The organism is Bacteroides sp. AM16-13 (assembly GCF_003602705.1).
Lineage (GTDB): Bacteria > Bacteroidota > Bacteroidia > Bacteroidales > Bacteroidaceae > Bacteroides > Bacteroides xylanisolvens.
Map to the genome: position 1 here is coordinate 109,731 of NZ_QTLK01000009.1, position 26,597 is coordinate 136,327.

At 41.3% G+C, this 26,597-nt stretch carries 22 protein-coding genes; 9 read left to right on the plus strand and 13 right to left on the minus strand.

Annotated elements, in window-relative coordinates:
* The first annotated feature begins 12 nt into the window (after positions 1–12).
* From yidC to DW173_RS09705, 3 genes are all read left to right on the plus strand, one after another.
* On the plus strand, positions 13–1,866 hold the full coding sequence (gene yidC, locus DW173_RS09695; RefSeq protein ID WP_118408449.1) for a membrane protein insertase YidC: 1,854 nt from the start codon (positions 13–15) through the stop codon (positions 1,864–1,866).
* Positions 1,867–1,950: 84 nt separating this feature from the next.
* Positions 1,951–3,282: a multidrug efflux MATE transporter BexA gene (gene bexA, locus DW173_RS09700; protein WP_120144370.1), complete on the plus strand. Its 1,332-nt coding sequence runs from the start codon at positions 1,951–1,953 to the stop codon at positions 3,280–3,282.
* A 48-nt stretch (positions 3,283–3,330) separates the two neighbouring features.
* Positions 3,331–5,433, plus strand: a complete 2,103-nt coding sequence (locus tag DW173_RS09705) for an alpha/beta hydrolase family protein (protein WP_120144371.1) — start codon at positions 3,331–3,333, stop codon at positions 5,431–5,433.
* Positions 5,434–5,608: 175 nt separating this feature from the next.
* Here the strand turns inward: DW173_RS09705 and DW173_RS09715 are convergent, their stop codons facing one another.
* The 4 genes from DW173_RS09715 to DW173_RS09730 form a co-directional block, all read right to left on the minus strand.
* On the minus strand, positions 5,609–6,115 hold the full coding sequence (locus DW173_RS09715; protein ID WP_118194964.1) for a flavin reductase family protein: 507 nt from the start codon (positions 6,113–6,115) through the stop codon (positions 5,609–5,611).
* Positions 6,116–6,274: 159 nt separating this feature from the next.
* The gene (locus tag DW173_RS09720) at positions 6,275–7,273 is read right to left on the minus strand and encodes an MBL fold metallo-hydrolase (RefSeq protein WP_008776615.1); all 999 of its coding nucleotides are present in this window, start codon (positions 7,271–7,273) and stop codon (positions 6,275–6,277) included.
* Between the two features lie 152 nt (positions 7,274–7,425).
* The gene (locus DW173_RS09725; protein ID WP_008016256.1) at positions 7,426–8,523 is read right to left on the minus strand and encodes a PspC domain-containing protein; all 1,098 of its coding nucleotides are present in this window, start codon (positions 8,521–8,523) and stop codon (positions 7,426–7,428) included.
* Between the two features lie 21 nt (positions 8,524–8,544).
* Positions 8,545–8,871, minus strand: a complete 327-nt coding sequence (locus DW173_RS09730; protein ID WP_004312715.1) for a PadR family transcriptional regulator — start codon at positions 8,869–8,871, stop codon at positions 8,545–8,547.
* Positions 8,872–9,036: 165 nt separating this feature from the next.
* Here DW173_RS09730 and DW173_RS09735 point away from each other — a divergent pair, with 165 nt between their 5' ends.
* Positions 9,037–9,534 carry a GNAT family N-acetyltransferase gene (locus DW173_RS09735; RefSeq protein WP_008776613.1) on the plus strand — a complete coding sequence of 166 codons (498 nt, stop codon included), beginning with the start codon at positions 9,037–9,039 and terminating at the stop codon, positions 9,532–9,534.
* Positions 9,535–9,606: 72 nt separating this feature from the next.
* On the opposite strand, the gene DW173_RS09740 is transcribed toward DW173_RS09735, so the two are convergent.
* The 3 genes from DW173_RS09740 to uvrA form a co-directional block, all read right to left on the minus strand.
* Positions 9,607–11,166 (minus strand): peptide MFS transporter, encoded by a 1,560-nt coding sequence (locus tag DW173_RS09740; RefSeq protein ID WP_120144372.1) that lies wholly within the window; start codon positions 11,164–11,166, stop codon positions 9,607–9,609.
* A 97-nt stretch (positions 11,167–11,263) separates the two neighbouring features.
* Entirely contained in the window at positions 11,264–11,743 is a 480-nt protein-coding gene (gene ybaK / locus DW173_RS09745; protein WP_008643813.1) for a Cys-tRNA(Pro) deacylase, read from the minus strand.
* A 189-nt stretch (positions 11,744–11,932) separates the two neighbouring features.
* Entirely contained in the window at positions 11,933–14,758 is a 2,826-nt protein-coding gene (gene uvrA / locus DW173_RS09750) for an excinuclease ABC subunit UvrA (protein WP_120144382.1), read from the minus strand.
* Between the two features lie 158 nt (positions 14,759–14,916).
* On the opposite strand from uvrA, the gene DW173_RS09755 reads away from it, so the two are divergent.
* Both DW173_RS09755 and DW173_RS09760 read left to right on the plus strand, forming a co-directional pair.
* The gene (locus tag DW173_RS09755) at positions 14,917–16,683 is read left to right on the plus strand and encodes a LysM peptidoglycan-binding domain-containing protein (protein ID WP_055234755.1); all 1,767 of its coding nucleotides are present in this window, start codon (positions 14,917–14,919) and stop codon (positions 16,681–16,683) included.
* A 7-nt stretch (positions 16,684–16,690) separates the two neighbouring features.
* Positions 16,691–17,425: a porin family protein gene (locus DW173_RS09760; RefSeq protein ID WP_004312709.1), complete on the plus strand. Its 735-nt coding sequence runs from the start codon at positions 16,691–16,693 to the stop codon at positions 17,423–17,425.
* Between the two features lie 266 nt (positions 17,426–17,691).
* On the opposite strand, the gene DW173_RS09765 is transcribed toward DW173_RS09760, so the two are convergent.
* The 5 genes from DW173_RS09765 to DW173_RS09785 form a co-directional block, all read right to left on the minus strand.
* Positions 17,692–18,135 carry a DUF4293 domain-containing protein gene (locus DW173_RS09765; RefSeq protein ID WP_004312708.1) on the minus strand — a complete coding sequence of 148 codons (444 nt, stop codon included), beginning with the start codon at positions 18,133–18,135 and terminating at the stop codon, positions 17,692–17,694.
* Between the two features lie 108 nt (positions 18,136–18,243).
* On the minus strand, positions 18,244–18,579 hold the full coding sequence (locus DW173_RS09770; RefSeq protein ID WP_004299989.1) for a DNA-directed RNA polymerase subunit omega: 336 nt from the start codon (positions 18,577–18,579) through the stop codon (positions 18,244–18,246).
* Positions 18,580–18,593: 14 nt separating this feature from the next.
* Positions 18,594–19,397: an outer membrane protein assembly factor BamD gene (locus DW173_RS09775; protein WP_004312707.1), complete on the minus strand. Its 804-nt coding sequence runs from the start codon at positions 19,395–19,397 to the stop codon at positions 18,594–18,596.
* A 420-nt stretch (positions 19,398–19,817) separates the two neighbouring features.
* Positions 19,818–20,243 (minus strand): amino acid-binding protein, encoded by a 426-nt coding sequence (locus tag DW173_RS09780; protein ID WP_004312706.1) that lies wholly within the window; start codon positions 20,241–20,243, stop codon positions 19,818–19,820.
* Between the two features lie 123 nt (positions 20,244–20,366).
* Positions 20,367–21,665, minus strand: a complete 1,299-nt coding sequence (locus tag DW173_RS09785; protein WP_008022811.1) for a phenylacetate--CoA ligase family protein — start codon at positions 21,663–21,665, stop codon at positions 20,367–20,369.
* Between the two features lie 135 nt (positions 21,666–21,800).
* Here DW173_RS09785 and uvrB point away from each other — a divergent pair, with 135 nt between their 5' ends.
* Positions 21,801–23,831, plus strand: a complete 2,031-nt coding sequence (uvrB, locus tag DW173_RS09790; RefSeq protein ID WP_008643821.1) for an excinuclease ABC subunit UvrB — start codon at positions 21,801–21,803, stop codon at positions 23,829–23,831.
* Between the two features lie 341 nt (positions 23,832–24,172).
* On the opposite strand, the gene DW173_RS09795 is transcribed toward uvrB, so the two are convergent.
* Positions 24,173–24,874 carry an SGNH/GDSL hydrolase family protein gene (locus DW173_RS09795; protein WP_008022815.1) on the minus strand — a complete coding sequence of 234 codons (702 nt, stop codon included), beginning with the start codon at positions 24,872–24,874 and terminating at the stop codon, positions 24,173–24,175.
* 345 nt (positions 24,875–25,219) lie between these two features.
* Between DW173_RS09795 and DW173_RS09800 the strand changes: the two genes are divergently transcribed.
* On the plus strand, positions 25,220–26,026 hold the full coding sequence (locus DW173_RS09800) for a KilA-N domain-containing protein (protein ID WP_008022818.1): 807 nt from the start codon (positions 25,220–25,222) through the stop codon (positions 26,024–26,026).
* A 3-nt stretch (positions 26,027–26,029) separates the two neighbouring features.
* Entirely contained in the window at positions 26,030–26,506 is a 477-nt protein-coding gene (locus DW173_RS09805) for a hypothetical protein (RefSeq protein WP_008640605.1), read from the plus strand.
* Positions 26,507–26,597: the final 91 nt, after the last annotated feature.

Consider the following 26,597-nt stretch of genomic DNA (forward strand, 5'->3'; position numbering starts at 1 on the left):
ATTAAAATAAGAATGGATAAAAACACCATCACAGGTCTCGTTCTAATAGGCATATTATTGGTAGGATTCAGCTTTTTGAGTCGTCCAAGCGAGGAACAGATAGCTGCACAAAAAAGATACTATGACTCTATTGCCGTAGTGCAGCAGCAGGAGGAAGCGCTGAAGGCAAAAACGGAAGCTGCGCTGGCTAACAGCCAAAAAGAGGTTGCATCGGCCGCCGATTCTTCTGCTTTGTTTTTCAATGCCTTGCATGGGACCGATTCTAAAATCAGCATCCAGAATAATGTAGCGGAAATTACTTTCGCAACAAAAGGCGGACGTGTCTATTCAGCCATGTTGAAGAATTATATGGCACAGGACAAAAAGACGCCGATTATGTTGTTCGACGGCGATGATGCTTCGATGAACTTCAACTTCTACAACAAAGCAGGAGCCATCCAGACCAAAGATTATTTCTTTGAAGCTGTAAACAAGACGGATAGTAGTGTTACCATGCGTCTGGCTGCGGATAGCGCAAGCTATATCGATTTCATCTATACGCTGAAACCGGATAGCTACCTGATGAACTTTGAAATCAAAGCGACAGGCATGGAAAACAAGTTGGCAAGCACCAAGTATGTGGACATCGACTGGTCACAACGTGCCCGCCAACTGGAAAAAGGATTCACCTATGAAAATCGTCTGTCGGAACTGACTTATAAAGTAACAGGCGACAATGTGGACAACTTATCTGCTGCCAAAGATGACAGTCAGAATTTGCCGGGACGTATCGACTGGGTAGCTTTCAAAAATCAGTTCTTCTCTTCTGTATTTATTGCTGAACAGGATTTCGACAAGGTTTCCGTAAAGTCAAAAATGGAGCAGCAAGGAAGCGGATATATCAAAGATTATTCTGCTGAAATGAATACTTTCTTTGATCCGACAGGCAAAGAACCGACAGAGATGTATTTCTATTTCGGTCCGAACCACTTTAAGACGCTGAAAGCGCTGGATAAAGGCCGCGACGAGAAATGGGAACTTCACAGACTGGTTTACTTGGGCTGGCCGTTGATTCGCTGGATTAACCAGTTTATCACAATCAACGTATTCGACTGGTTGTCCGGCTGGGGATTGAGCATGGGTATCGTACTGTTGATTCTGACCATCATGGTAAAAGTCGTGGTTTATCCGGCTACCTGGAAAACATATATGTCTTCTGCCAAGATGCGTGTATTGAAACCGAAAATTGACGAAATCAACAAGAAATATCCGAAGCAGGAAGATGCAATGAAGAAACAGCAGGAAGTGATGGGCCTTTACAGCCAATACGGGGTAAGCCCGATGGGCGGCTGTCTGCCGATGTTATTGCAGTTCCCTATCCTGATGGCTTTGTTTATGTTCGTGCCGAGTGCTATCGAGCTGCGTCAACAGAGTTTCTTGTGGGCGGACGACCTTTCTACTTATGATGCGTTCATCACATTCCCATTCCATATTCCGTTCCTGGGTAACCACCTTAGCTTGTTCTGCTTGCTGATGACGGTGACCAACATCTTGAACACGAAGTATACGATGTCTATGCAGGATACCGGAGCGCAGCCACAAATGGCGGCTATGAAATGGATGATGTACCTGATGCCGATTATGTTCTTGTTTGTCTTGAACGACTATCCGTCAGGTTTGAACTATTACTATTTCGTGTCAACGCTGATTAGCGTGGGTACTATGATTCTGCTTCGTAAAACGACCGACGAAACTAAATTGTTGGCTATTCTTGAAGCGAAAAAGAAGGACCCGAAACAAATGAAAAAGACCGGATTTGCTGCCCGCCTGGAAGCGATGCAAAAGCAACAAGAGCTACTGCAGCAGCAAAGACAGAATAAAAAATAAGGAATTATTCCTGAATCATATTCTAAGAAAGCCGGACACCCTATTTTGGTTGCCCGGCTTTCTTTCTCTAAATAATATAATAAGATGAAAACTAAATATTCGTATAAACAAATCTGGACGATCACCTTCCCTATCCTGATCAGTCTGATTATGGAGCAAATGATCGGCATGACGGACACGGCCTTCCTGGGACGTGTGGGAGAAATCGAGCTGGGTGCTTCTGCTATCGCGGGGGTATATTATCTTGCCATCTTCATGATGGCATTCGGTTTCAGCATCGGCGCACAGATCTTAATTGCCCGCCGCAACGGAGAAGGAAACTACAAGGAAATCGGACCGATTTTCTATCAGGGCATTTATTTCCTGCTTGCCATAGCAGTGATTTTATTCACATTCTCCATCGTATTTTCACCATATATCTTAAAGAATATCATTTCGTCTCCTCACATTTACGATGCAGCCGAAAGTTATATTCATTGGCGTGTGTACGGGTTCTTCTTCTCTTTTATCATGGTCATGTTCCGCGCCTTCTTTGTAGGTACGACACAAACCAAAACACTGACGCTGAACTCTATCGTAATGGTGCTTTCGAACGTGGTATTCAACTATATCCTGATCTTCGGTAAATTCGGTTTCCCGCAACTGGGAATTGCCGGTGCTGCCATCGGTTCGTCACTGGCCGAAATGGTATCGGTGATTTTCTTCATCATCTATACATGGAAACGGATTGACTGCAAGAAATATGCGTTGAACATATTGCCCAAATTCCATGGAAAAACACTGAAACGCATACTGAATGTTTCTGTGTGGACAATGATTCAGAATTTCGTTTCTTTGTCTACCTGGTTCATGTTCTTCCTGTTTGTGGAACATTTGGGAGAGCGGTCATTGGCGATTGCCAACATCATCCGCAACGTGTCGGGGATACCGTTTATGATTGCAATGGCATTTGCTTCCACCTGCGGTTCGCTGGTAAGTAACCTGATCGGTGCAGGCGAACAGGATTGTGTACGGGGAACTATCAAACAGCATATCTGTATCGGATATATCTTTGTATTGCCGATCCTGGTGTTTTTCTGCTTATTCCCGGATCTGATTCTGCGCATTTATACAGACATCCCGGATTTAAGAGCGGCATCCGTACCTTCACTGTGGGTACTATGCTCTGCCTATCTGGTACTGGTGCCTGCCAATGTGTATTTCCAATCGGTATCAGGAACAGGAAATACGCGGACTGCATTGGCTATGGAACTCTGTGTACTGGCTATCTATGTCACATACTCTGCATATTTCATCATGTATCTGCGAATGGATGTCGCATTTGCCTGGACGACAGAATGTGTGTACGGTACTTTTATACTGTTGTTCTGCTACTGGTATATGAAGAAAGGAAACTGGCAGAAAAAGAAGATTTAAATCCTTTTTTCACTATCTTCGCAAGAAAATAAACATTTTATAAAATATATGAGACAAGCTAATTTATTTATGATGTCGGCAGCAATGTTGTTAGCTGCCTGCGGAGGAACCAAAGACGCAGGCAAAACAGATCAGGTGCTTATCGAGAAATCGGATATTAAGATCGAAGGGAAGCGCATGACTCCCGAAGCACTTTGGGCTATGGGACGTATCGGCGGATTCGCCGTATCGCCCGACGGAAAGAAAATTGCGTATACGGTAGCGTATTACAGTGTACCGGAAAACAAGAGTAACCGCGAAGTTTTCGTGATGAACGCAGATGGAAGCGAAAACCAGCAAATCACTCATACCCCGTATCAGGAAAATGAAGTGACATGGATTAAAGGAGGCACCAAACTTGCATTCTTAAGTAATGACAACGGAAGCAGCCAGCTCTATGAAATGAACCCGGACGGCAGCGGGCGCAAGCAATTGACCAACTACGACGGAGACATCGAAGGTTATTCCATTTCGCCGGATGGCAAAAAGCTGCTGTTTATTTCACAAGTAAAGACGAAAGAAAGCACTGCTGATAAATATCCGGACCTGCCGAAAGCCACAGGTATCATCGTGACCGACCTGATGTACAAACATTGGGATGAATGGGTGGCGACAGCTCCACATCCTTTTGTTGCCGACTTCGACGGTAACGGTATTTCCAATATCGTGGATATCCTGAACGGAGAACCGTATGAAAGTCCAATGAAACCCTGGGGTGGCATTGAGCAACTTGCCTGGAATACTACTTCGGACAAAGTGGCTTACACTTGCCGTAAAAAGACAGGACTGGAATATGCGATTTCCACCAACTCCGATATTTACGTTTATGACCTGAACACCAAGAAGACGGAAAATATTACGGAAGAGAACAAAGGATATGATACCAATCCGCAATACTCTCCAGACGGCAAATATATCGCCTGGCAGAGTATGGAACGTGACGGTTACGAAGCGGATTTGAACCGTCTGTTCATCATGAACCTAGAAACCGGAGAGAAACGTTTTGTGAGCAAAGCATTCGAATCGAATGTAGACGCTTTTGTTTGGGGAGCAGATGCAAAAGTGATCTATTTCACAGGTGTATGGCATGGAGAGTCACAGATTTATGCGCTTGACCTGGCAAATGATTCGGTAAAGGCCATTACTTCAGGAATGTACGATTATGAAAGTGTAGCTCTTTTCGGGGATAAACTGATCGCCAAACGTCATTCTATGAGCATGGGTGATGAAATTTACACTGTGGCACTGGATGGCTCTACTACTCAACTGACGCAGGAAAACAAGCAAATCTATGACCAGTTGGAAATGGGTAAAGTGGAAGGTCGCTGGATGAAAACAACAGATGGCAAACAGATGTTGACATGGGTAATCTATCCTCCGCAGTTTGATCCGAACAAGAAATATCCGACTTTGCTGTTCTGTGAAGGAGGTCCGCAAAGTCCGGTAAGCCAGTTCTGGTCTTATCGCTGGAACTTCCAGATTATGGCAGCCAATGATTATATCATTGTTGCTCCGAATCGTCGCGGCTTGCCGGGATTTGGCGTGGAATGGAACGAACAGATCAGTGGTGACTACGGTGGCCAGTGTATGAAGGATTATTTCACTGCTATTGATGAAATGGCAAAAGAGCCGTATGTAGACAAAGATCGCTTGGGATGTGTAGGTGCCAGCTTCGGAGGATTCTCCGTATACTGGTTGGCGGGACATCATGACAAACGATTCAAAGCGTTCATCGCCCACGACGGTATCTTCAATATGGAAATGCAATATCTGGAAACTGAAGAGAAATGGTTTGCCAACTGGGATATGGGAGGCGCATACTGGGAAAAACAAAACCCGGTGGCACAACGTACGTTTGCCAACTCTCCTCACCTGTTCGTGGAGAAATGGGATACGCCTATCCTCTGTATTCATGGAGAAAAAGACTATCGTATTTTGGCTAATCAGGCAATGGCTGCTTTCGATGCTGCCGTGATGCGTGGTGTTCCTGCAGAGTTGCTGATTTATCCAGATGAAAACCACTGGGTATTGAAACCGCAGAATGGGGTTCTATGGCAACGCACATTCTTCGAATGGCTGGACAAATGGGTGAAGAAAGCTCCATCTAAGTAAAATTTTAAAGCACGGATTATACGAATCTCACAGTCATTTGATTCACTAAAACTGCATATTTCATATAATCTGTGCTTAACGACTTTCCAATAAAGTAAAATAAAAGAAGGCTCTGTTCTCAATCTACTTGAGTTCAGAGCCTTCTCCATTGCATCCATCATAAATCGGCTAAATCTTACTCCGAATAAATATTTTCAATTTCTACAATATACATCTTGTGGAAACCGCCATGAGCACCACCGTACCACTTTTCCAATGATTCCTTATCCAGAAAACATTCCGGTTTGATACCGTCAGCATAAAGCTTCTTACACTCCAGGCTCAATCGTGCCTGCTCAAACAACACATTGCCATTTTCTGTAAACACTGGTTTCAATCCGGTCTCTTTTACTTTATCTATATTACGTCCCGACTTGGAACCACAAATAGCGTGAATCTTCTTATTTTCTTCCCCTAAGAAAGAAAGAGTCAGGTGATCGTTCTTCTCTACAAATTCATACGTATACCGTTCGGGACGGATAAAAACGAAAGCAACAGGCTTGTTCCACAGCCAACCGATGCCACCCCAACTTGCTGTCATCGTGTTAAACTTCTCTTTTGTTCCGGCCGTAACCAGCATCCACTCTTTTCCGATCGCTTCGAAAAAGTTTTCTTTCAGGTCTTTTACTTCTAATTTCTTCATCTCTTTATTCGTAAATATGTATTCATAATTAGTTTATATAATAATTTAGGCACGGATTACACAGATTAACACGGTTACTTTGCAACAATAACAACACTAAAAACCGTGAAATCCGTACCTAGAAAAATAACGATTAATTCATGGCAGGTACTTATCTAATTATTTCTGTTTTTTCAATTTTACAATCTCTCCCAAATAGGGAATCTCCACTGGAATCTTCCGTTTCTTTGCTTCTGCTGCAAAAACTTTCGGAGGATCGTGCAAAGGCTCGTCAGACAAGTCGAATGTGCCATAATGCATGGGAATGGTAAGACCTGCATTCATTTCTTCGGCAGCAGTCAAGGATTCGTATGGCGATATATGGTTGGGACGCATAAACCAGCGAGGTTTGTATGCACCGATACCTAACAAAGCATAATCCGGTGCTCCGAACAGATCGGGAATCTCACGAAAATGGCTGGAATAACCCGTATCACCACTATAATAAAGAGAAATCCCATTTCCTTGCAGCATAAAAGCTCCCCACAGTCGCTGCCCACCATCACGTACGGAACGTTTGCTCCAGTGTTGTGCCGGCAGAAACGTGATCTTCAATCCTTCATCTTCCATTTGTTGATACCATCCGGCTTCAATCACTTTCATTTCAGGGAACCATCCCTGAATCAGTTCACCGGTTCCCAAGCCGCAGAAAAGTTTCATTTGCGGGTTGTTCTTCAGTAAGCGTGCTATACTTTGTTTATCCAAATGGTCAAAATGGTCATGGCTGACAAGTAGATAATCAATCTCCGTAAATATGTCAGGATTAGCAGGAAATTCGCTCTGTCTTTTCACAAAAGGAATACTGCCGAACACCGGATCGAACATGATTCGCTTACCTGCTAATTGAAGAAAGAAAGAATTATGTCCGAGCCATATCAGAGAATCTCCTACCATCGCATCCAATGAGCGAAGATAACAGACTTTCGGGTCCCATTTCACCGTCTTCTTCTCTTTGCGTTGGGGATTGGGCGAAAGACGCCATTTCAACACGCTGCCCATCCCCGGACGGAAGCGATGCTGCCTGTTAAAAAAACGTCCGCGCACCATCGGATTTCCTCTCCAATAAGGGTTGACTGTCGCTAAACGTTCGTTTCTCCTAAAACATATATGTTCACCCATTTTATTTCCTGAATACGTATTTACAAACTTACTAAAAAATCTCGATTTACGATGAATAAGGGAAAACAAAAAATGTACCCCGGACACACTATCGGGGTACATTTACTTATAAAAGAATAAATATTATCCTTTTTTAATAGAATGAGGCTTAGTTAACAGCAGTGCAGCCCATACAGAGGCAGTTGCCAGCCAAGAGCAGAAAGATTGATAACCATAATGACCGCACCCAATATCCATAAAATCAATAGCGACCATTTCAAACCTGTTCCCATTGGCGACCAATGGAATAGCTGGCGCAAGATAGTATACAAGAAAGCTCCTAATGGAATACCGATGAGGGCAACTCCGGCAATCGTACCTAATAATGTCATCATAGGAGAGACGGAAGCAACCGGCATCCAGTCGATGGCAGGCAACAACTCATAAAGTAAAGCTCCTCCACTGACTGCCACGGCAATTGCCGCAAATACCAACGCTACCAATACGACAGCCAATACGAACAAGACAGGGCAACAAAGAATGACAAGAGCTACCAGAAATATCTTAAAGAGAACGGCAGCAATGGAAACAAATACATCGCCTATCTTTTGAAGAAAGGTACGAGGTTTACCGGAGTTCACATAATTATTAACCCCATCTGCTACCCGTTCGAAGCCGTCTGTCACTGTTTTGCCAATATTCTCAATGGTTACCGCTTCTCCACGCATACTTAACTTTTCTGCGGCGGTACGGGCTTCCGGAATAACGAGCCATCCGATAATATAAAGGATAATCATCGGACAATAAGGCACAAACACCAGAATAATCATCAGGATACGCACCAATGTGATGTCCCAACCGAAGTAAGCTGCCAGTCCTGCTGCCACACCACCCAACAATTTATTATCCGGATCACGGAACCAGCGACGTTGGGCAGAGGTTTGCGTATTACTTTGATTAGCGGACGATGCTTGTTCCGTTCTTTTCTGTGAATCTGTATCCTCGTCAGCAATACCAAAATCTTCCGGTTTGCCTACGCGGGCGATAATTTCTTCTACATCCGACACTGTGATGACCTGTTTTCCTTCAGTTACTTTCTCGGCAAACAGTTCGGCAATACGCATCTCAATATCGTCTACAATTTCTTCCGCACCCTCCTGTTTACGAAAATAATGTTTCAAATTAGACAGATAATTGTCTAACAGTCGGTAGGCATCGTCATCTATATGATAAACTATTCCTCCTAAATTTATGGTCAATGTCTTTTTCATTTTTATTTCTTCTTTTTCGAATTATCTATTGGCTATATGATTCACTGTGTCGTTAAGTTCTTTCCAGGAAATTTCCAGTTCTCCCAAAAAGGTTTCTCCTTGTTCAGTGAGTTTATAGTACTTGCGGGGAGGTCCCTGGGTAGATTCCACCCACTCATAACTTAACAGGTCATCATTTTTCAGACGGGTCAGCAACGGATACAAGGTGCCTTCCACTACAATCAGCTGGGCTTCTTTCAATTTCTGAATAATATCAGAAGCATAGGCAGGCTCTTTGTGCAGCAAAAGCATGATGCAATATTCAAGCATGCCTTTCCTCATCTGTGATTTTACATTGTCTACTTTCATTATTCACTTCTTTTAGATGGCACAAATATATGCATTACTTAAGTACCTTGCATTACAAAGTACTATAAATTAATAATAATTAAAACATTAGAGAGTGCTTACCTTATTATAAAAAGAAATAATGGCTATATTTGTGCCCGTTAAACCATAAAATAGAAAGTACGTATGTTTACAATTCGAAAAGCAACGGTAGCCGATTGCGAGCTTATTCATATGATGGCAAAGGAGGTATTCCCCGCCACCTACAAGGATATTTTATCTCCTGAACAACTGGATTATATGATGGACTGGATGTATGCTCCTTCCAATGTGCGCAAGCAAATGGAAGAAGAAGGGCATGTGTATTCCATCGCCTATAAAGAGAATGAGCCATGCGGATACGTCTCTGTGCAGCAACAGGAAAAAGATGTATTCCATCTTCAGAAAATCTATGTTCTCCCCCGCTTTCAGGGTACGCATTGCGGTAGTTTCTTATTTAAGGAAGCAATCAAATGCATCAAGGAGATGCACCCGGAACCTTGTCTGATGGAACTTAACGTGAATCGTAACAATAAAGCCTTGCAGTTTTACGAATACATGGGAATGAGAAAGTTACGGGAAGGTGATTTCCCGATTGGCAACGGGTATTATATGAATGATTATATTATGGGATTGGATATTTAATAAACCAAAATGCCCCGGAACAAGTATCGTGAATGTTCCGGGGCATTTTGTTATTTAGTCAATGACGGGATTCTATTTCGCTACGCGTTCCAACCATTTTACCATTGAAAGCATTACAATCATAGAAGCACCTGTTGCGCCTACAAATACTAACCAGCAAGCCCAGATAGGAACAGTGGTATAAAGAATACCACCGATAAACAGCAGTGAATTACCCACAGCTGTTGCAGCCAACCAGCAACCTTGCATTAATCCCTGCAAATGAGGAGGAGCAACCTTAGATACAAACGATAATCCCAGAGGAGAAATGAACAATTCGGCAACTGTAAGGATGAAATACAGACCGATCATAATCCACGGAGTCACACGAATAGCATTTATTTCAGCAGCACTCATAGTACCCAACACCTCTTTCGAAGGCAATGTAAAGGAGAATACCATCAAGAATACATACGCTAATGCGGCAATACCCATACCGATGGCAATCTTCATCGGGGTAGAAGGTTCTTTACCATTCTTTTTCATTGAGCCGAACATCCACATGATAAATGGAGTCAGGAATACAACGAAGAACGGATTAACGCTCTGGAATATTTCAGCTCCCTTGATCTGCGTAAAACCTAAGTCGATATTAATCACACTCAAATCCACATAGTCACGGGCAAAATAAGTCAAAGAATAACCATTCTGGTGGAAAGATAACCAGAAGAAAATAACAACACCGAATACTGCAAACAAAGCATAGATACGTTGTTTGATTTCAGTAGCGCTCATTTGGATTTCTTCCTTATTCACAGTCGCAGTACCTTTACTGGTTTCCAATTTAGTCGCAGGATCCGGGAAGCGTTTCTTATTTGCCATATAAATAATCAGCGAAACAAGCATAGCACCAATAGCAGCCATAAAAGCATACTGAAAACCACGGTTAAATACATCAAGGTAGTTATTAACAAACATACCCATATCTGTTACAGGAGTTCCGTCAAGAACAGCACTCTTAGCCAAAGTTGTCAGATTCTCCATTGCTTGTGGAGCCATATCATTTCCTTTTTCTAAATATTGATGGCACAATTCAGGTAAAGTGGCATCATAATCAAAGTTGTTCACCTTCAACCACCAGTTGCGCACACCAATAGCAATAAACGGTGCAAAAACAGCTCCAATATTGATAAACATATAAAATATCTGGAAACCGGCATCACGTAGGTTTGAATATTTAGGGTCATCGTACATCTGGCCTACCAAAGCCTGCAGATTTCCTTTAAATAAACCATTACCAAAAGCAATCACCAAAAGTCCGAAACAGGTTAATCCCAAGTAAAGAGCCATACTAGGAACAGGGGTCGGAGTAGGAATGGCAATAATCAAATAACCGATAGCCATTAATATCAGCCCTACTAAAATAGTGCCTTTGAAATTTTTCGTCTTATCAGCAATAACACCTCCCGCCAAAGCTAAAATATAAATGGAAGCATAGAACGCGGAATAAATGTATCCGGTAGTTGTCTCGGACAATCCAAATTTCGCTGAAATAAACAATGTCAAAATCGCCATCATAATATAGAAGCCAAAACGCTCTCCCATATTAGCTAAAGCTGCAGCAATCAGACCTTTAGGGTGTTTACTGAACATAGATATAAGTTTTTAGAATTAATAAATGATTGATTTAAATAAATATTTCTTGCAAATATATACTTTTTCTTGAGTTTTTGCACAATGATTTGTTAAACTACTCCTCAAATAAACGACAAATTTCTGCTCTGGATTCACGAATCAAATCTTCCGGAGCTATTTTTATCTGAAGTCCCCGTACCCCGGCACTTACATAAATATACGGAAACTCCCGGCTGGTTTCATGAATATAAGTAGGAAAATGTTTCTTCATGCCGATAGGCGAACACCCTCCCCGGATATATCCGGTAAGTGGCAGAAGTTCTTTTACGGGAATCAAATCACACTTCTTATTACCCGATGCTTTAGCTGCCAGTTTCAAGTCAACTTCATGTTCTCCCGGAATGACACAGACAAAATATCCGCTTTTATCGCCATGCAGGACAAGAGTCTTAAACACTTGCTCAATGTTTTCTCCTAAATCTGCTGCTACATGAACAGCACTCAAGTCGTTTTCATCCACTTCGTAGGGAATCAGTTCATAGGCTATCTTAGCCTTATCTAACAGCCGTGCGGCATTTGTTTTATTGATTTTCATTTTCGTTGCATTTATACTTTCTATATCTGATAAATAAAGAATTAGCGGGAGACAAAGTCTTCTATGACTTTTATTAAGACACGGATTACACGGTTCTAATTAAATAAAAACCATGTAATCCGCGCCTTAATTAATATGATTAGAGATAGTTGACTTTATTGGGGGAACGCACTCGCTCTATGCTTCAAATTAGAGCCCCAGTTCTTCGCGAAGAAACTTAGGTGTATATCCATTAGGGCTCTTCGCAACCTCTTCCGGTGTTCCGTAACTAAGGAGTTCTCCCCCGCCCTTACCCCCTTCAGGGCCCATATCGATAATATAATCCGCCATTTTAATCACATCCAGATTGTGTTCGATGACGATAACCGTATTCCCTTTATCCACAAGCTTATTCAGTACTCCCATCAGTACGCGGATATCTTCAAAATGAAGTCCGGTAGTCGGTTCATCAAGGATGTAAAGGGTCTTGCCTGTATCTCTTTTCGATAGTTCCGTTGCCAGTTTCACACGCTGGCTTTCTCCACCGGAAAGAGTGGTAGAAGATTGTCCCAACTTTATATATCCGAGTCCGACATCCTGCAATACTTTTATCTTATTCAAGATTTGCGGAACGTTTTCAAAGAATTCTACGGCACGGTTGATTGTCATGTCCAATACATCGGCAATCGATTTTCCCTTGAAACGTACTTCCAGTGTTTCCCGGTTATAACGTTTGCCGTGACATACTTCACAAGGCACATATACGTCAGGAAGGAAATTCATTTCAATTGTTTTATAACCATTTCCCGTACAGGCTTCACAACGTCCGCCTGAAACATTAAAGGAGAAACGTCCCGGTTTGTAACCGCGAATCTTAGCTTCCGGAAGACCTACAAACAGATTACGAATATCAGAAAACACACCGGTATAGGTAGCTGGATTGGAACGTGGCGTACGTCCCAAAGGTGATTGATCGACATTCACTACCTTATCGATATTTTCCAATCCTTCAATCGAATCGTATTCCAAAGGATCCTGCAAAGAACGGTAGAACTTCTGCGATAGAATCGGCTGCAGAGTTTCATTAATCAAAGTAGATTTCCCGCTTCCCGATACACCTGTCACGCAAATTAGTTTTCCTAACGGAAACTCTACATCGACATTCTTCAGGTTATTCCCTTTCGCTCCTTTCAGCCAGATAGATTTCCCGTTTCCTTTTCTACGCTTGACGGGGATTTCTATCTTCATCTTTCCATTCAGGTATTGCGAAGTCATCGTATCGGTCTTCAGCATCTCCTGGGGAGTTCCTGCAAAAACAACCTCTCCACCGAGACGTCCGGCTTTCGGTCCCATATCGATGACATAGTCGGCAGCCAGCATCATATCCTTATCATGTTCCACCACAATCACGGAGTTTCCCATGTCACGGAGTTCTTTCAAGGAGTTGATAAGACGTAAATTATCACGCTGATGCAGACCGATACTCGGCTCGTCGAGAATATAAAGCACATTCACCAATTGAGAACCAATTTGTGTAGCCAAACGGATACGCTGGCTCTCACCACCGGAAAGGCTGACAGAACTACGGTTCAACGCCAGATAATCCAAACCAACATCCAGCAGGAACTTCAAACGTGTACGAATCTCTTTCAGAATCTCCACTGATATTTTCTTCTGCTTATCGGAAAGGAACTCATCTACCTTCATCAACCAGTCATACAACTCGTTGATGTCCATATTTGCCAATTCATTAATATTCTTATCGTGGATGCGGAAATGCAGAGCTTCCTTATTCAGACGAGCCCCTTTACATTCAGGACAAACCGTTGTTTTGGCAAATTGTTCCGCCCATTTCTGCGCTGTCGCAGAAGCATCTTTCTCCTGCAACATCTGAATATACTTCACCACTCCTTCATAGGTAACAAAGTAATCGGATGAAGTGCCGATCAGCGAACTCTTGATTTTAATCCGTTCGTCAGAGCCATACAACACTTCATCAATCGCATCGTCCGGCAACTCCTTAACCGGTGTTTTCAACGTTACATCGTACTTCTCAAGCAAAGCACCGATTTGCCAGAAAATCATCGCATTCTTATATTTTCCCAAAGGAGCTATCGCACCTTCGTAAATGGAAAGTTCACGATCGGGAATCACTTTGTCCACGTCAATCTGATTGACTACTCCCAACCCTTTACACTTCGGGCACGCTCCTTGCGGTGAATTGAATGAGAAGTTATGCGGAGCCGGTTCACGATAAGACAACCCAGTGACAGGACACATGAGCCGCTTACTATAATGCCGGATACTTTCGGACTGAGCATCCAAAATCATCATCAGCCCGTCTCCCTGACGCATGGCAGTTGCCACACTCTGTTTCAGACGCCGGTCGTCTTTCTCTGCAACCACTAATTTATCGATAACCACTTCCACATCGTGGTTCTTATAACGGTCGAGCTTCATACCATGTGTGATTTCACGCACTTCTCCGTCTACTCGTACATATAAATATCCTTTTTTACGTATCTGTTCAAAAAGTTCTCTATAATGTCCTTTACGTGAACGCACCAATGGCGCCAGCAAATATATTTTCTTTCCTTTATAATCTTTCAGAATCAAATCCAGAATCTGCTCTTCGGTGTATTTCACCATTTCTTCCCCCGACAGATACGAATAAGCGATTCCCGCACGGGCATACAACAAACGGAGATAATCGTAGATCTCGGTAGTTGTTCCTACGGTAGAACGGGGATTTTTATTCGTTGTTTTCTGTTCAATGGAGATAACCGGGCTCAAGCCTGTTATTTTATCGACATCCGGACGTTCCAGATTGCCCAGGAAATTGCGGGCATAGGCTGAAAAAGTTTCGATATAGCGGCGCTGTCCTTCGGCAAAAATCGTATCGAAGGCTAAAGAAGATTTTCCACTACCGCTCAATCCGGTGATAACAGTCAAGCTGTTACGGGGAATCTCGGCATCAATGTCCTTCAAATTGTGCACGCGCGCACCGTACACATTAATATATTCTGTTTCCTGCATATTCATATCCTTCCATAAATGTTGCAAAATTAATGTTTCCGCCCGAAATATGCTCCTAAAAAAGCACAATATTATTTTCTTAACTCAAATCTTATGAAGATATAGGGCATTATTTGTACCTTTGTTCCTTGATTTCAAGAACCAATAGTTATAATTTGATGAAACCGATAAACCGAATATTCTTATTTCTGCTTTTTATAAGCGTTTCATACGCTATCAGTTATGCACAGGAAAACCAATCTTATTTCTTGCATACCATCGAAAAAGGACAAAGTTTATACTCCATTTCCAAGATGTATAATGTCACTACGTCAGACATCATACGTCTGAATCCTGGTTGTGACGAAAAAATCTATGCCGGACAGACCATCAAAATCCCTACTGGGAAAGAAAGCCAGAAGGGAGAAACATTCCATACGATCCAAGCCGGAGAAACATTGTACAAACTGACAACGATGTATAATGTGTCCGCCAAAGATATTTGTGAAGCAAACCCAGGTTTGAGTGCCGAGAATTTCCGTATCGGACAAGTTATTCTGATTCCACAGAAAAAAGAAGAACAAACTGACGCCGTAGTTCAAACGCCTACTGAACAATCGACTATTCAAGGTCCTGTTGTTCCGAGATGCAAAGATATGCATAAGGTAAAGCGCAAAGAGACTATATTCAGCGTGAGCCGTGAATACGGAATCAGCGAGCAGGAGTTGATTGACGCTAACCCGGAACTGAAAAAGGGCATGAAAAAGGGACAATTTCTTTGCATCCCCTACCCGGCAGCAACCACCGTACAACCTACACAGAAGGAAGATCCATACGCTGTTCCTCCCAGCAATAGCGAGCTTTTCCGCAAAAATAAGGAGACTCCCCAAAAATTGTCTACCATTAAGGCTGCCTTGTTGTTGCCTTTCCAGGAAGACAAACGCATGGTGGAATATTACGAAGGTTTCCTGATGGCAGTAGACAGTCTGAAACGTACGGGCGTTTCTCTTGATTTATATGTATATGACAGTGGAAAAGACATTTCTACATTAAATACGATTCTTGCCAAAAACGAGATGAAGAGTATGAATATCATCATCGGTCCGATGCATCAGAATCAAATAAAACCATTGTCAGACTTCGCGGAGAAGAACGATATACGCCTGGTGATCCCTTTCTCTCAAAAAGGAGAAGAGGTATTCAAAAATCCTGCTATTTATCAGATTAATACGCCTCAATCTTATTTATATTCAGAGGTTTATGAGCATTTCACCCGCCAATTCCCTAATGCGAACGTTATTTTCATCGAACCGTCGAGTGCTGACAAGGAGAAAGCAGAATTTATCAGCGGCTTGAAACAAGAGTTGAAGAGCAAAGGAATTCCTATGAGAACCGTCAGCGAAAGCGCAACTAAAGAAACATTGAAAGCAACACTTCGCAGTGATAAAGAAAACATTTTTATCCCGACATCGGGCAGTAATGTTTTACTGATTAAGGTACTTCCTCAACTAACGTTGTTAGTCAGAGAGAATCCTGCAGAAAAAATTCACCTGTTCGGCTACCCGGAATGGCAGACTTACACCAGAGATCATCTGGAAAATTTCTTTGAGTTGGATGTATATTTCTACTCTTCATTCTATACGAATACATTGTTCCCGGCAGCCGTGCAATTCACCAACGCTTATCATAAATGGTATAGTAAAGATTTGGCAAGCAAATACCCCAATTACGCAATGCTTGGCTTCGACACCGGTTTCTTCTTCTTGAAGGGATTATCGCTCTATGGCTCGGAATTGGAAAACAATCTGCCTAAGATGAACCTGACGCCAATCCAGACAGGATTCAAATTCCAGCGCGTGAACAACTGGGGAGGATTTATTAATAAAAAAGTGTTCTTCATACGTTTCACTAAGAATTTTGAATTAGTAAAACTTGACTTCGAATAATACGAAAATGATAAAGATAAAACCATTTTTGATTGCAACACTCCTACTTACGGGATTTGCTCTTCCTGCCACTGCCCAAATTGGAGAAGCACGCAGCAATTTATCAGTAGGTGTCAATGGAGGTGTCAACTTAAACAGTGTTTCTTTCACTCCCAGCATCAAGCAAAATAGCTTGATGGGAATTACCGGAGGGTTGACGGCACGTTATATATCCGAGAAGTATTTTGCCATGATTTGTGGTGCACAAGTCGAATTGAATGTATCACAAAGGGGTTGGGACCAATTGTTTGAAACGGTATCATTGGACGATAACGGATATGAAGTCACCTCGAAGGATCCGAGCAAAACTTATACCCGCAAAATGACCTATATTGATATTCCTTTTCTAGCCCATCTTGCTTTCGGACGAGACAGAGGATTACAATTCTTTGTTCATGCAGGTCCTCAAATCAGCTTTCTGATAAGCGAATCGGAAACAATAAAAGGTATTGATATGAACACCTTATCCAATACACAGAAAGCCGTATACGGAGTTAAGATTCAGAATAAATTCGACTACGGTATTGCCGGTGGCGGCGGTGTAGAACTCCGAACAAAGAAAGCCGGTAGCTTCATCGTTGAAGGCCGTTACTACTTTGCGCTGTCTGACTTTTATAGCACCACAAAGAAAGACTATTTCGCCCGTGCAGCGCATGGAACAATTACCATAAAGCTCACGTACCTATTTGACTTGAAGAAATAAAATCCTCTCCCTCCTCCCTTTCGAGAGAAGGAGCTTGAATATCTACAAAGCATCGCTTTAGGGATACTCTTTAAATAAATAAGGCAACTAACTCGCAATGAATTAGTTGCCTTATTTGTATCTTTAAAGCAGGGATATTCAGTAAATGCCCCGTTTTAGAGATGCTAAAGCATAGCTTTAGAGAGCAAAAAGCACCGCTTTAACTCTTATAAAGCGATGCTTTTCATTAATCATATTAACGAATTACCCAGATATAGGGAAAAGTCTTATCTCAATCTATCCGCAGCCTTTACCATCACCTCATCGCGTCCAATAGCACGAACAGCCAATATATTCAGAATGATGGAAATAAGTGGTAAACACAACGCCCAGCCTACCCGGAACATATTTGCATCATTCTTCAACGCAAAATAAAAAGCAAGGGCAGCAATGTAATAACCGACCAACAACAAGCTATTGAAAATCGTCATGCGAATCTGCAACATACGGTTCTTATATAAAAAAATGGTAGCCACGGCAACGATAGTACTAAGCATCAGAATCCCGAATAAACCCCATGTAGACTGAAAAGCGTCGTTTATTTCCAATCCTAATGCCTTAAAAGGATGTTCGCCCATTGTATCAATGAAGTAACCTATCGGCATACACATAGCTGTAATCAGTAATCCTGCAACAATCAATAAATAAACAGTTTGAATTCGTTGAATCATAAGTATTCTAAATAGTAGTTGAGTTAAACAATAATAGCCAAGCAATAAGGAGTAGGGATAATCATCCCACTTACTACTTGACTATCAAATTCTTCGTCAGAAAATAAATTACTGAAGTTTTTCTTTCTCCTTAGCCGGATTTCTATAATATATTTTCCCTTCGATGTATTCTTGCGTAGCAATCAAGTCCGGTTTCGGCAATTTCTCATAATAACGAGAAATTTCGATTTGCTCTCTATTTTCAAACACTTCTTCCAAGTTGTCATTGTAAGAGGCAAACTCTGCCAATTTCTTTGAAAGATCGTTTTTGATTTCTACACTGATCTGATTAGCACGCTTGCCAATAATGGCAACAGTTTCATAAACATTACCTGTATCAGCACAGAGTTCCATCATGTCACGGGTTACTGTTGTAGCAGGAGCATTCGTTTTTTTGTAGTCCATAAATCTATTTAAATTTAGTCTTTAATTACTTTCTGTGATTCATTGAATATTTTCTCGGCTTCTTTCAAATATTTACTTTCAGGAAATTCATTCTTGAAAGCATAATATTCGTCCACTGTTTCGCGGTAACGATCCATCTTTTTGTCTTCTACACTATAGATAGCCATTTCGTGTCTTGCACGCAGAATCAAGATAGAAAGTTCTTCACGATAGTCAGTATAAGGATAATCTTTCAGTGCATTTTGAGCTGTGATTACACAAGACTCATAGTTATTGCCTAAATAATTACCCAGATTATAATATAATCTTGCAGAATAAAGTTCTTTCAAAACCAGCTTATCCTGCAAAGCAAAAATCATATCCTGTGCTTCCTGCTTCTTTGTGCTGTTCGGGAAATATTCCATGAACATCTGCAACTGCTGGATAGCCTGATAAGTGCTTGATTGATCCAAACGTGGTTCCGGGGTATCCAGGAATAAAGCTTTACCTGCATGAAAACGTGCCAGTTCGGTAAAAGTGCCACGGGGATACGTATTGAAATAGGTGATAAATGTCTGGGCAGCTGTCTGATAATCTTTCTGATTATAATAACTCATCCCCAACATATACAAAGACTCTTCCGCTTTATCGGTTCCTTTCAGAATGGTTATCAACTCATTCAGCAACGTAGCTGAACGATTATACTGTCCCTTCGCAAAATAGTTTTTAGCGGCTTCGTACTTGTATTCGTAATCGGTGCTTTTCAGCAATTTATTGTACTCTCCACATGATGTCAGAGTAGCCGCCGCAAGCAAAGTTATAATGATATTTTTCTTCATCCTATTTAAAAATAATGCGCAAAGTTACTTATTCGCTGGGAATTTAGCAATTAATCTGTGTTTTTTAATACATAAAAGGCGTTAAACATCGACAAAAGGAGAGAAAATGACGTCGAATTGCAAACACCAAACTGTAAACGGCAGGTAATAAACGAATCACACAGAAATCATGATTGGCATAAACCTGACGAACAAACGTCAGATTCCTTGTTATAAGACAGAAAAAAACTTGTTATAAGGCAGAAAAAAATAGTGACGGTATATGCCCGGGATAGTGACGGTATCGGTGAAGCATACCGTCACTATCCACATCGGATAGCGTCACTATTTTTTATAGCAGAAAACGGCAAACAAATGTGTTATCCCATTCAAAGACAACACAGCTATTTACCGTTCCCTGTTTATCGTTTACTGCTATATCTACAGCTTGTACAAATCACTTGCAGCCAGCAGATCGACTTTCTTTTCTTTCAATACCTCGATACATTTATCCAGATTGCTGGGGCGAATTACCACATTTGCAATATTGTTATTGGCAAACGAATACATATATTCAATAAATACACCCTCATCTGATAAATATCCCAGCACTTTTGCCAAAGCACCCGGTATATTGGGACAGCTTATACCTACTACATCAGTCACATTCACTGCAAAATGATTATCTTTTAAAGCTTTGTATGCTCTATCCGGATCGGATACAATTCCACGCAAAATACCAAAATCAGCATTTTCGGCAATGCACAAGGCAGAAAGATTGATATTTTCTTTCGCCAGCACTTCAGTCACTTCCGTCAAACGGCCTGACTTATTTTCCAAAAAGATAGAAAGTTGTTTTGCTACCATATTTATTAAAGTATTAAGTAATAAGTATTAAGTAACAAGCATTAGGTATTAGGCAACAAGTATTACCGTAGTTCCAAGATCACCCGCATGGTTAATACTTAATACTTAATACCTAATACTTATTTATATTTTTCTGTTATCAATCACACGTTTTGCTTTACCTACACTACGCTCAATGCTGCGAGGCTCTACCAATTTCACGTTGACTCCCAATCCAAGTACGCTTTGCAAACGTCCTCCCAGCTTTTTCTTCAAAGCCAGCATTTTGTTGATCTCATCAGAATAGAATTCCGGACGTACTTCAACCTGGAGCTCCATCGTATCGGTATTATTTTCACGACCCACTATCAACAAATAATGCGGTTCAAATTCTGCCATTTCAAGGATAACGGATTCAATCTGTGTCGGGAATACGTTCACACCACGGATAATCATCATATCATCACTGCGTCCCAAAATACGATCCATACGTACTAATGTACGACCGCAAGAACATTTATCATGATGCAAGGCAGTCAAATCACGCGTACGGTAACGGAGCAATGGCATACCCTCTTTGGTGAGGTGGGTAAACACCAGTTCGCCCGTTTGTCCCGGTTCAACCGGTTGCAAAGTATTCGGATCGATAATTTCCGGGAAATAATGGTCTTCATTCAAGTGAGTGCCGTTCTGACATTCGCACTCGTAACCGACACCCGGTCCGGCAATTTCACTCAACCCATAAATATCGTATGCTTTGATTCCCAGTTTCTCTTCAATTTCATGACGCATATTTTCCGTCCAGGGTTCCGCACCGAACGCACCGACTTTCAGTTGAAATTCTTCACGTGGCAAACCGGAATCTTTGATTGCATCTGCCAGGTAAAGCGCATAAGAAGGAGTGCAACAAAGCACTGTCGATCCGAAATCATGCATCAAGGTAATCTGTTTTTCAGTGTTGCCACTGGACATCGGAATAACAGAAGCACCGATATTCTCGGCTCCGGCATGTGCTCCCAGTCCGCCCGTAAACAGTCCGTATCCGTATGATACCTGAAAAATATCAGAACGGCCCGCTCCGTAAGCGGTAAAAGCACGTGATATACATTCCGCCCAAGAGGCCAAGTCCTTACGGGTATATCCGACAACCGTCGGCTTTCCGGTCGTTCCGGAAGAGGCATGAATACGTACAATCTGGCTCATCGGCACGGCACAAAGTCCGAACGGATAATTATCTCTTAAATCATGTTTCGTGGTAAACGGCAGTTTTACAATATCATCGATACTATTGATATCATCGGGAGTTATTCCCATTTCCTGCATCTTCTTTCGATAGAAAGGAGTGTTGTGATAGACGTAATCTACAATTTTCTTGAGTCGTATGCTTTGAATCTTGCGAAGACTTTCGCGGTCCATACACTCAATGCTCTCATTCCAAATCATGTGTTTCTGGTATTACTAGTTGTATGAATCTGTTTTTTGATATTAATATGTTGCAAAGTAAAGGATTTATTTGGAAAAATGATTTGTTATCTCGATTATTTTACCGAATATTGCTCCACTTTTTAGGATTTAACTATGAATTATGAACTAACATCAGCTTACAAACCTACCGGGGATCAGCCGGAAGCGATAGCACAACTGACTGAAGGGGTACTTCAGGGAGTTCCCGCACAGACTTTACTGGGAGTGACCGGATCGGGAAAAACATTTACCATTGCCAATGTGATCGCCAATATCAACAAACCTACGTTGATTTTGAGCCATAACAAGACATTGGCTGCCCAGCTTTATAGTGAGTTTAAAGGTTTCTTCCCCAATAACGCGGTAGAATATTACGTTTCTTACTATGACTATTATCAGCCGGAGGCCTATCTCCCGAGCAGTGATACTTATATAGAGAAAGATCTTGCCATCAATGACGAAATCGACAAGCTTCGACTCGCGGCCACTTCTGCCCTACTCTCCGGACGAAAAGACGTGGTAGTGGTTTCTTCTGTATCTTGTATCTACGGTATGGGAAATCCTTCGGACTTCTACAAAAATGTCATTGAAATAGAACGGGGACGGATGATGGACCGCAATGTCTTTTTACGTCGTCTGGTAGACAGTTTGTATGTCCGTAATGATATCGACCTGAACCGTGGAAATTTCCGCGTTAAAGGTGATACCGTGGATATCTATCTGGCTTATACCGACAATCTGCTCCGTGTCACCTTCTGGGGAGATGAGATTGATGGTATAGAAGAAGTAGACCCGATTACAGGAGTCACTATCGCACCATTTGACGCCTATAAGATTTATCCGGCCAACCTGTTCATGACGACCAAAGAGGCTACTCTCCGTGCTATCCACGAAATAGAAGATGATCTGACCAAACAAGTGGCATTCTTCGAGTCTATCGGTAAAGAATATGAAGCCAAACGACTATATGAACGGGTGACTTACGATATGGAAATGATACGGGAGTTAGGGCATTGCTCCGGAATTGAGAATTATTCCCGTTATTTCGACGGTCGTGCTGCCGGTACCCGTCCTTATTGTCTGCTCGATTTCTTTCCGGATGATTTTCTGATTGTCATTGACGAAAGCCACGTAAGTGTACCCCAAATCCGTGCGATGTACGGAGGAGACCGTGCACGTAAAATAAATCTGGTGGAATATGGTTTCCGATTGCCTGCGGCTATGGACAACCGTCCGTTGAAATTCGAAGAGTTTCAGGAAATGGCGAAACAGGTAATTTATGTCAGTGCCACACCGGCAGATTATGAATTGATTCAGTCTGAAGGTATCGTCGTAGAGCAGGTGATTCGTCCTACGGGACTGCTTGATCCTGTCATCGAAGTGCGCCCGAGCCTTAATCAGATTGACGACTTAATGGAAGAAATCCAGCTCCGCATTGAAAAGGAAGAACGCGTACTCGTCACCACACTAACCAAACGAATGGCAGAAGAACTGGCAGAGTATCTTCTTAATAATAATGTAAGATGTAACTATATCCATAGTGATGTAGATACATTGGAACGTGTGAAGATTATGGATGATCTCCGGCAAGGAATCTATGATGTGCTTATCGGAGTCAACCTGCTTCGTGAAGGACTCGATCTTCCGGAAGTGTCGCTCGTTGCTATTCTTGATGCTGACAAAGAAGGATTCCTCCGCTCCCACCGTTCACTGACGCAAACCGCAGGACGTGCTGCCCGTAATGTAAACGGCAAGGTAATCATGTATGCGGACAGGATGACGGATAGCATGAAACTGACGATTGACGAAACCAATCGCCGCCGGGAAAAACAGTTGGCATACAATGAAGCAAACGGAATTACTCCGCAGCAGATTAAAAAGGCCAGAAACTTGTCGGTATTCGGTAATGCCAAAGAGGCGGATGAACTGCTAAAAGAAAGACATGCTTATGTAGAACCTTCTACTCCGAACATTGCAGCAGACCCGGTAGTGCAGTATATGAGTAAAGCGCAAATGGAAAAGAGTATCGAACGTACTCGCAAACTGATGCAGGAAGCAGCCAAGAAACTCGAATTTATTGAAGCTGCACAATACCGTGACGAGTTGTTGAAACTGGAAGATTTGATGAAAGAGAAATGGGGGTAAAAACTCCCCCTCTTCATATATTACATGAGAATTGCCAAGGGATAAAACTCTTAACAAACCTGTAACACAGGATTTAATCTATTAATTAGTGTTATAAAAACACCAATTAGCAGCTTATAATTTGCAAAGTTGCCAAAACTCCGTATCTTTGCACTGTGTTTTTCATAGTATTAGATTTAAGGTTAACAAAGGTTGGAGCAAGGCGTTGCTCCTTTTTTTATGTCTATACGTCATCTAAACCTTTTCAACAACTATATCCATAGAAGTGCACATTCACAATAAATGCTGCCCAACTCGATTATCAGACAGCATTTATATTTCAAAATTTACATCAATAAACCTTAGAGCGCTTTCTCTATCGCACTCTTAATCAACGGCTCCATAATATCATACCCCTCGCCTGTCGGATGAACTCCATCTTTAGTATATTGGGGATTCAAGGCCTGATTTTCATCCACCATTGCCTTATAATAATTAACAAACGGAATTTTATTAGCTTTTGCATAAGCCTCTATCCGATCATTTAAAGATTTAATTTTCTGTGGAACATCTTTTATTTCCATTCTCCATTTAAATGCAGCGGCAGGCAATACGGAAGTCAGAATCACTTTTATCTTATTTGCTTTTGCCAATTCTGTCATAGAAACGATGTTTCCGAATGTATAATCTTCATTATAAGTTTGTGTATTTTCGGCGACATCATTTGTTCCGGCATTAATCACCACTAAAGCAGGAGAAAGATTAATCACATCTTCCCGAAAACGTAACAAGAATTGGTAAGAAGTCTGCCCACTGATTCCACGGCCGATATAACCGTTTGATTTGAAAAAGTCCGGATGAGTACGTACCCAGCCCTCCGTAATGGAATTTCCCATAAAAATAACTCGTTTGTCTTTCTTCGTCGCCTTTGGAAGTGCAGCATTTTGTTTTGAATAACGAGCTAAATTTCCAAAATCATTTTTCTGTGCATAGCTTTCTCCTATTGAGAAACTCAAGCAAACAACAGCCAATAACATCCATTGGCTTAATCTTCTTTTATCCATGTTTATATTAAGTATTAGTAATATGATATTTTGCGCAAAGATAAAAAAAACTCCATACATAGACGCCCAAAATATCGAATAACCGTTAAGACGAAAGAAGTTTTTCTTAATCTATGTTATATAACATGCTATTTTACTTGGATTATTTGCTAATTTCCCAAGAGTCCGTATCTTTGCACTGTGTTTTTCATAGTATTAGATTTAAGGTTAACAAAGGTTGGAGCAAGGCGTTGCCCCTTTTTTTATGCCTATATATTAGAAGTGAGTTTAACATACCTTGAATAAAAAGTGATATACATTTCTTTATTCCCAAATATAACTTTACCTTTACTGAAAAATCAGAATATGGCAAAGATTACAGTTCAGACCACAGACGTTACTATCTTAAAGATCAACGATACAGATTATATTTCTTTAACCGACATAGCTAAATACAAGACAACAGATGCTAATACTGTTATTGCCAACTGGCTACGTAATAGAATGACTATTGAATATCTAGGATTATGGGAAATATTATATAACCCCCATTTTAAACCCCTCGAATTCGAGGGGTTTAGAAAAGAAGCAGGTTTAAATGCATTCACTCTTTCTCCTCAAAAATGGATAGAAACGACCTGTGCTATTGGACTCATATCCAAATCCGGAAGATATGGCGGCACTTTTGCTCACAAAGATATTGCTTTCAAATTTGCAAGTTGGATTTCTGTTGAATTTGAGTTATATATAGTAAAAGAATTCCAACGTCTCAAAGAGCAAGAGCAAGCTCAAATTGGTTGGTCAGCGAAGCGAGAACTATCTAAAATTAATTATCATATTCATACTGATGCAATCAAGCAGCATCTTATCCCTCAAGAAATCACCCCACAGCAAGCATCCATGATTTATGCCAGCGAAGCTGATATCCTTAATGTAGCTATGTTTGGAATGACAGCCTTAGAATGGCGTGATACACACCCTAATTTAAAAGGTAATATTCGTGATTATGCCTCAATCAATGAACTTATCTGCTTATCAAACATGGAAAATTTAAATGCCGTTTTCATAAATGAAGGTTTGACACCCAAAGACAGACTTATCAAATTAAATCAAATAGCAATTCAACAAATGAGCATACTAGAAGATATCAAAAATAAAAAGTTATTGAAATAATTTATGGAACAACAAATTCAACTCAACGACCACAACAAGCAGGAGTATCCTCCTATGCATACAGCAGAGCATTTACTCAATGCAACCATGGTAAAAACCTTTGGCTGCCCGCGTTCTCGCAATGCCCACATCGAAAGAAAAAAGAGCAAATGCGACTATATACTTTCTTCATGTCCGACAGCGGAACAAATCCAGTCCATTGAAGAGACAGTAAATGAAGCAATCAGTCAAAACCTACCTGTGACTGTTGAGTATATGACACATGAACAGGCCAAAGACATCGTAGATTTAAGCAAGCTACCTGCTGACGCAAGTCCTACCCTTCGCATTGTCCGCATTGGAGATTATGACGCCTGTGCCTGTATCGGATTGCATGTATCAAATACTTCTGAAATGGGAACTTTCAAAATCATTAGCTATGACTATGACGAAGAAAGGCAAACATTAAGAATGAGATTCAAACTAATCGAGAAGAAATAGACATATTATCAAATTAATATCTATCTTATATAAAATAAATAAAAACAAAATACATTTTGTCATCATTATTGCAAAATTGGCATTATTATAA